This window comes from Luteibacter sp. P4_D7_3 (assembly GCF_056401735.1).
Window position 1 is genome coordinate 1 of the sequence record NZ_JBFUIT010000199.1, and the last position, 7,485, is coordinate 7,485.

8 protein-coding genes are annotated in these 7,485 nt (G+C 62.5%); 5 read left to right on the forward strand and 3 right to left on the reverse strand.

All coding sequences use genetic code 11. The annotated features are described in order from the left end of the window. Positions 1–760 (forward strand): XVIPCD domain-containing protein (locus AC1DSN_RS15435; RefSeq protein ID WP_477331509.1); only part of this gene is annotated, 760 nt, incomplete at its 5' end. A 282-nt stretch (positions 761–1,042) separates the two neighbouring features. Here AC1DSN_RS15435 and AC1DSN_RS15440 read toward each other — a convergent pair. The 3 genes from AC1DSN_RS15440 to sthA form a co-directional block, all read right to left on the reverse strand. Beyond that, positions 1,043–1,324, reverse strand: a complete 282-nt coding sequence (locus AC1DSN_RS15440) for a hypothetical protein (RefSeq protein ID WP_477297380.1) — start codon at positions 1,322–1,324, stop codon at positions 1,043–1,045. A 102-nt stretch (positions 1,325–1,426) separates the two neighbouring features. Continuing rightward, positions 1,427–2,368 (reverse strand): glycosyltransferase family 2 protein, encoded by a 942-nt coding sequence (locus AC1DSN_RS15445; protein ID WP_477297379.1) that lies wholly within the window; start codon positions 2,366–2,368, stop codon positions 1,427–1,429. 336 nt (positions 2,369–2,704) lie between these two features. Continuing rightward, on the reverse strand, positions 2,705–4,126 hold the full coding sequence (gene sthA / locus AC1DSN_RS15450; protein ID WP_477331511.1) for a Si-specific NAD(P)(+) transhydrogenase: 1,422 nt from the start codon (positions 4,124–4,126) through the stop codon (positions 2,705–2,707). Positions 4,127–4,260: 134 nt separating this feature from the next. Here sthA and AC1DSN_RS15455 point away from each other — a divergent pair, with 134 nt between their 5' ends. The 4 genes from AC1DSN_RS15455 to AC1DSN_RS15470 all read left to right on the forward strand — a co-directional run. After that, positions 4,261–5,352 carry an alpha/beta fold hydrolase gene (locus AC1DSN_RS15455; RefSeq protein WP_477298160.1) on the forward strand — a complete coding sequence of 364 codons (1,092 nt, stop codon included), beginning with the start codon at positions 4,261–4,263 and terminating at the stop codon, positions 5,350–5,352. A 150-nt stretch (positions 5,353–5,502) separates the two neighbouring features. Continuing rightward, the gene (locus AC1DSN_RS15460; protein ID WP_477298159.1) at positions 5,503–6,252 is read left to right on the forward strand and encodes an EAL domain-containing protein; all 750 of its coding nucleotides are present in this window, start codon (positions 5,503–5,505) and stop codon (positions 6,250–6,252) included. Beyond that, on the forward strand, positions 6,249–7,025 hold the full coding sequence (locus tag AC1DSN_RS15465) for an alpha/beta hydrolase-fold protein (protein WP_477331513.1): 777 nt from the start codon (positions 6,249–6,251) through the stop codon (positions 7,023–7,025). Before AC1DSN_RS15460 ends, AC1DSN_RS15465 begins: the two co-directional genes overlap by 4 nt. 87 nt (positions 7,026–7,112) lie before the next feature. After that, on the forward strand, positions 7,113–7,485 hold a 373-nt coding region (locus AC1DSN_RS15470), incomplete at its 3' end, for a methyltransferase domain-containing protein (RefSeq protein WP_477331515.1).

Below are 7,485 nucleotides of genomic sequence, written 5' to 3' on the forward strand. Positions count from 1 at the left end.
CAACACAATCATGTCGAAGGAGAAATTTCGCGTGTATGACTCGTACGCGGACTCGGTGGCAGATCGCGGAAACTTCCTTGCCGATAATCCTCGGTACGCGAAAGCGGGCCTCTTCGACCCGGGTGTGAAGGGGGATCTGGAAAAGGAGGCCGCGGCGATGGCAAAGGCGGGATATGCCACCGACAAGTCGTATGCCGATAAGCTGATCCAGACAGGCCACGGTCCCACACTGCGAGCCGGGATCGCACTGGCCGAAGGTAAGTCTCCACAGACGCATGACAAAGAGCACAACGGAGTTGTTCGTAAGGGGGATCGAGGCGATGCCGTTGGCAACGTTCAGACGTCGCTCGCGTCTCTCGGCTACGAGGACGCACACGGTAAACCGCTCGAGGCTGATTCGGCATTTGGTCCCGGTACCGATTTCGCGGTGAAGGCCTTTCAGCACGATCACGGGCTGCATCCCGACGGCGTGGTGGGGAAGGCGACGCTCGCATCGATGGCTGAGGCGGTCGCGGAGCACAAGGCGCCGAGCATGATGGACGTCGGTCACCCGGCAAAAGGAATGTACGACCAAGCATTCCAGTGCGTGGCGCAGCTCGACAAAGACCACCAGCGAGAGACGGGGCCGCATAGCCAGATGCTCTCGGGGAGCTTGGTCTCAGCCGCTACGGCCGCTGGATTCAACCGCATCGATCATGTTGTTCTGTCGGATGATGCAAGCCGCGCCTACGCGGTCCAGGGGCCCTTAATTCGCCCTTAAAACAATATACCGACGTGGATGTCATGCAAGCCGTCCAGACGCCGCTCCAGCAAAGCAGCGCGGAGGCATTGACGCACATTCAGGCAAATAAGCAGGCGCAAGTTGAGCAGAGTCAGATGCAAGCGGTTCAGCAGCCATCTCAGGACATACAGCCCCAAGTCCCTTCCATACAGCGCTAGATCCTCTGCCGGGGTCGAAGTCGGCCTGGCTCTCTCGGGCGCGTCGCGAAAGCTAGCTACTTCGCCGACCGCGCCGGAGCTTGCCTGGATGCTCGCTCCTGAATCAGCGCATCGTAGGTCGCGTATTTACAAAGGTCCCCAAGTGTCGGATAGTTGAAGCAAGCCTTTCTTCGGTCGCGCCAATGGAGCCGATCTCGGGAATCGTATAAATACCCGTGGGAAGTAGCGTGGCGACGTCACGCTTGAGGTCCGAGCCCAGGGCGCGGTTCATGGCGGCTCGGACCTGTTCCATGCCCGTCGCGGCGCGGGCCGGCGCACCGATCACGCCGCCGTCGGCAGGCCGGGCCGTGCTCGTCGGGGACTGGGACGCATCGGCGAACGCCATCCATCGAAACGCCATCCATCGAATCGCCCCGCATGATCCACGCCTGCCGGTACGCTTCACCGGGCGGCGATGCGGCGTCCAGCCTGATCGTGATTCACGTCTTTATGTGAAGACGCCCAACGCCCGCCCTGCGCATCCCGCCGCAGTTCGCCAGACCACTCCTTTGAAAGGTGCGATGTGGGCGGCGCGGGCCAACGCAGCGAACGCGGCCCTGTGTGACCTTTCCCGCGACAATGCCGCTGCTTGTCCGGCCAGTTGCATCACGCACTGGTGCAGGCACAGCACCCGCAATTTTCGGTCCGTCGTGGCCGCCGCGGCTTTGCGGAATACGCGCCCCTGATCGGCGTAGAGCTCCGCGAGGCGCAAGCGCGAGGTGGTCCTGTCCGGGTGTTCGCGAACCCGAGTCAGGATTTCGGGTAACGCGAGGACCTCGCTGCGTGCAGCGAGTCGCAGCGCGAAGTCGTAGTCGGAATGGATGGGGATTGTTTCGTCGAAACCGCCGATCTCCTTGATCAGCGATCGCTGCACGAGCATGGTCTGCACCGGTGTCGAGGCCGTCAACCGAAGCAATGGTTCGAGGATGTCCCCTGAAACCGGACGAGGCAGACGGTCCGAGCGCTCCGGCAGGGACACTCCGTCCGTATCAATCAGCGAGTACCCCGTGTAACTCCAACGGCATCCAGGCTGCGCGGCGAGCCGGTGCAGTTGCAATTCCAGTTTTCCGGGCAGCCACAAGTCGTCCGAATCAAGAAATGCCACCCACTTGCCGCGCGCGTGCTTGAGGCCGGCGCTGCGTGCTGAAGTGAGATCGCCGCGGTGCTCCATCGAGAGGGACCGGACGCGTGGATCATCGATCGTTTCGAGATAACCACGCGTGTCGTCGGTGGAACCGTCGTCGGCGACGATAAGCTCCCAATCGCCGAATGTTTGTCCGACTACCGATGCAATGGCAAGGCGCAGCAGCGGCAGGCGGTTGTAGGTCGGTAGGACGACCGAAACCACCGGCGTTACTCCATCCGAACGCTCGTTGATGGCTTCTGTCATCGATAATCCTCGTGATTACGCTCTCGCGTGGTATCCATCGCCAACTCCTCAGCAGCGCAGCGACCTGTACCGTGGCGAGCGGCGGATAGGGCTCCCCGGTCCCCGTGGCCTACCTGGATATCCAGCATCGCGAATGGTCTCGTAGGCCGTGGGGCTGAGGCAGCGCAACGGTGCGGGGCCGGTGTACCGGCTCCAACCATCAACATTGACTGGACGTGAGTGCCCCGGCGACTGGCTTCGGTTGCCTCGCGCGAGAAATATTCAGTGGTGCAATACGCGTGGACAGGTATCGATCAGGGCGAGAGGGTTGCGGTGTAGCAATCGTTGTCCATGTCGCTACTTTGTCGGTCGTGCCAGGCCGTCCCTGGATGTCCTTTCCTGGATCAGCGCATCGTAGGTCGCGTACTTGTAAAGGTCGCCAAGCGTGGGAAAGTTGAAGCAGGCTTTGTTGAAAAGGTCTGCTCCAGCATCCATCAGCATGGCGATCATGCCGATGTGCACAGTCTCGGTAGCATGCTCACCAATCACATGCGCGCCGAGAAGCTTCATGTCGACACGCCGGAACAGTAGTTTGATCATGCCGTGGTCATCGCCGAGGATGCATCCTCGTGCCGTGTCTGCGGCCCGCCAGCGGCCCGCGATGTAGTCGACGCCTTCTGCGCGTAGCGATTCTTCTGTAGCGCCAATGGAGCCGATCTCGGGAATCGTATAAATACCCGTGGGCAGTAACGAGGCGACATCGCGTTTGAGGTCCGATCCCAGGGCTCGGTTCATGGCGGCTCGGGCCTGCTCCATGCCCGTAGAGGCGAGGGCCGGCGCGCCGATCACATCGCCTGCGGCGTAGATATGGGGCACCGAGGTGCGGAAGTTCTCGTCGACATCGATCAGGCCACGCTTACCAGGGACAATGCCTGCGGCGCCCAGGTTCAATCGTTCGGTGTTGCTGGTCCGCCCGGAACAGACCAATACATCGTCGCAGGCCAGTGACTCACCCGATGCCAGTATCACCTCGACCTTGCCATCGTCATGGGTGACGCATTGCGCGACACGTTCGCCCAGGTGCAGGTGTACGCCCAGCGCCGTCAGTGCTGTCGTGAGGGCGCTCGAGATTTCGGCGTCAATGAAGGGAAGCAGTGACGACCGACCGTCGACAAGATGCACGGTGGTGCCGAGCGCGCAGAATGTCGACGCATACTCGCAGCCGATGACRCCGGCGCCGACGATCACCAGCACGTGCGGCACGGACTCGATGTTGAGGATCTCGTCGGAGTCGTGCACGTGGGGATGTTCGAAAGGAAATTCGGCAGGCCGGAACGGCGACGAGCCCGTGGCAATGAGGATGATGCCGCCTTGCACCAGCTCGGTTTCATTTCCCGGGCCTGTCACGCATACCGTGTTCGCATCAACGAAGGCTCCCGATCCGACGCGTCGCTGGACGGCCAGACCATCCAGACGGTGACCCACGCGCCTGTGCTCGCCCAGCATCACGTTATCGCGATGGTGTGTGAAATCCGCGATCGTGGCTTCGCGTCGAAGCGACAGATCGACGCCATAGAGGCGGCGGGAACGGATGCCCGAAAGCGCCAGGGCGGTTTCGCGCAAGGTCTTGCTCGGGATCGTGCCGGTGTTGATGCCCGCACCACCGACCTGCGTCTCCCTCTCGATCAGGAGCGTACGCGCGCCCATGAATCCGGCGGCCACCGCGCCGCTGATGCCGGCAGGACCGGCCCCAATCACTACTACATCGAAGGTTTCCACAGGCGTCGTCACCGGTGCATAGAAGGAGTTGCGTCGATCATACGCGGGCGGGTTCGGGCCTGCTGTGTGCGGTCCGGTGAGACACGCTATATTCCATCGAGATGGCGTATCCGCCATTGACAGGGGAGTGGACTGTGACGAGATTCATCGCGCTGGCTCTGGGGCTGGCAGCTGTTCTATGGGCACCACTCTCGGTTTCCGCGGATGCGCTTGCAGGGCATTCGACGCGCGATGCAAGCCTTTCGCCTTCGTGCAAGGGCAAGCCGGCCAAAGTCGACGATTCGGGCTTTGTCACTATCGGAGGCATCGAACAGTGGGTAACGGCCAAGGGCGACAGCTGCGCCAACCCTGTCCTTCTCTTCATCAGCGGTGGACCCGGTAATCCCCTCAGCGGCCTCTCCGACAGCATCTACGGCGCGGGCGAACGCGACTTCATCGTCGTCCAGTGGGACCAGCGCGGATCGGGCATGACCTATGGCCGGAGCCCGCCGGCATCGGACGAGAAACTGACGATCGAAAGGATGGCGCAGGACGGCAACGAACTTGCCGCCTATCTGGCCAGGAAGTATGGCAAGCGGAAGGTCATCTTGTGGGGCAGTTCCTGGGGCTCGATCCTTGCCGTTTACATGGTCAAGGCGCATCCGGAGTTGTTCTACGCGTACGTGGGTACGTCGCAGGTCGTCAACTCCGTGGAAGCCCAGGCTGCGAGCTACAGGAAGCTCCTGGCGCTCGCCACCAGCGCGAATGACAAGGACTCCCTTGCCGTGCTCGAGCAGGTCGGGTTACCGCCGTGGACCGACCCGCGTAGCTTCGGCAAGGTGCGCCGGGTGATTCGCAAGTACGAAGCCAAGGTCACGTTGCCGCCGCCCGAGAGCTGGCACCGAGCACCGGCCTACACAACGGCAAAAGCCGAAGCCGACTACGAAGCCGGCGAAGACTACTCATTCATGAATTTCGTCGGGATGCACGGCGACGGCATGCTGTCGCAGGTGGACCTGCCGAAGCTGGGGTTGGACTTCACCATTCCGGTGTTCTTTGTCGAAGGTGCGCATGACCTCCTGGCACCGCCGGAGCTGGCCCGCCGGTATTACGAGAGCATCAAGGCACCGGCGAAGGGCTTCGTGCTGCTTGAGCATTCAGGGCACGATCCGAACCAGGAAGTCGTGGACGCTGAGTACAAGGTGCTACGCGAGAAGGTTCTGCCACTGGCGCAAGATAAAAAGTAACGAGGCGAAACGTCGAGGCGCTCATCACGCCGCCCCATGGCAAAGGCGGCATGATGGGCCCAGACCGGTCCCGTGGGGCCCAGGCATGCGGCGCTCAGCTGGCTGCCCGGGCAGGGACCTTGGGTGGCTCGCGGGACTTTGGAGGGTGCGATGGGTGAGCGGGACTCGTGCGTTGCATGTCGTCATGGCGAAGCCTTCGCCGGTGCCATCACGATGGCGTTCCAGCCCATCGTGGACGCTGCCGAGCGAACGGTTTTCGCCCATGAGGCACTGGTTCGTGGAGCGGACGGTGCGTCCGCGGCGGATGTCCTCTCCGCGGTCGATGAGAACAACCAATATGCTTTCGACCAGAAGTGCAGGGTGAGGGCGCTGGAGTGTGCCGTTGAGGCCGAGCTGCCCTCGATGGTCTCGATCAACTTTCTTCCTAACGCCGTGTACATCCCCGAGCATTGCCTGCGCACGACGCTGGCTGCGGCGCAGCGGCTGAACTGGCCGCTGTCGCGCATCATTTTCGAGGTGACCGAACACGAGGCCATCATCGATCATCGCCACCTGCTCTCGATCCTGCAGAGTTACCGAGCACACGGATTTCTCACGGCAATCGATGACTTTGGTGCCGGCTACGCAGGGCTGAACCTGCTGGCGGACTTCCAGCCTGACCTGCTGAAGCTGGATATCGGCCTTATCCGCTCGATCGATACGGACAAGGTGCGTCAACGCATCGTGCGGCACGTAAGCCAGTTATGCGAAGACCTTGGCGTGCGCGTGATCGGCGAGGGCGTGGAGACGGCCGATGAGTCCTCGGCGTTACTGGACCTTGGGGTAGTGCTGCAACAGGGCTTCCTGTTCGCCAGGCCCGTTACGGGTAAAGCCACCGCGCCCGGCTTTCCTGCCCGATGAAGCGCTTCGGTTGCATGGCCATGATCGCGGTCGCACTGGGGCTCACCGCGTGCTATCCCGTGCGCGACACGTCACGTCCTCCGGCGGTACGTCTCGTGAGGGCTCCAGAGACCGCGCAACGCATGGTCCTGGTGCTTCCCGGCATAGCTGACAACCTTCAGTCGCTGGAGGCGGGAGGGATCGGACGGGCCATCCGTGAGCAATGGCCGGACGCGGACGTGGCTCTGATCGAAATGACGATCGGCTACTACAAGGATGGTCGCGCGATGCCCGAGCTGCACGACATGGTCCGGGCCGCGCGTGAGAAGGGCTACCGACAGGTGTGGGTGGTCGGCGCGTCGCTGGGTGGCATGGGAGCCCTCCTTTACGACACGACCTTTCCATGTGATGTCGATGGGATCGTGCTGCTTGCGCCCTTCCTGGGCGAACGCCGCGTGCTCGACGAGGTACGCAAGGCAGGTGGATTGGACCACTGGCAAGCGCCGCCGGTTGCCACGCCGGGACCCGACAATTGGCAGTCGCAGATATGGCGCCGGGCCAAGGCCTGGGCGGGCCATCCTGGCGGAGACCAGCGCGTGTGGCTGGCGTACGGCGACAGAGACAAATTTGCGCCGAATATGCCGCTGTTGACGCCAGCCATTCCGCCGACGCATATCGTCACCGGGCCTGGCATCCACGAGTGGACGTCGTGGACGCCGTTAGCTTCCCAGGTCTTTGCCGACATCGGCCGGGAGACGAACAACCGTAACGTGAGTGCCTGTTCGGTGCCTTAGGGGCTGCCTCGAGCCGCTGTTACTTGCGCTCATTGGACAACCTGCCGAACGCGCGTCTCACCACAGTCATGCAGGGCCCCACGTCGCGTGGGTGCCCTGGAAAACAGCCCCACCTACGCAACTTTCCATGCCCCCACCGGCACCCACGTGTTTATCGATGGAGAGGCGGGGGTTATGCATACCGGGGAGCAATACCATGCGGTCATTCAGACATCCCCGCGCGACCGGCAGGTACGCGAGCGGTTCCAGGCCCTGGCGCTGAACCTGCTTCCCAAGGGAGCGGACGTGCTGGATTTCGGCGCAGGAACCGGTATCGATGCAAAGGTATTCGCCGCTCATGGGCATCGGACGTTCGTTTACGAGCCGTCCGATGCCATGAAGGGCTACCTGGCGACGCACTGCCAGGACGAAATCGCCCGCGATACCGTGACTACCGTGTCGTTGCCCCTCACCTGCAAGG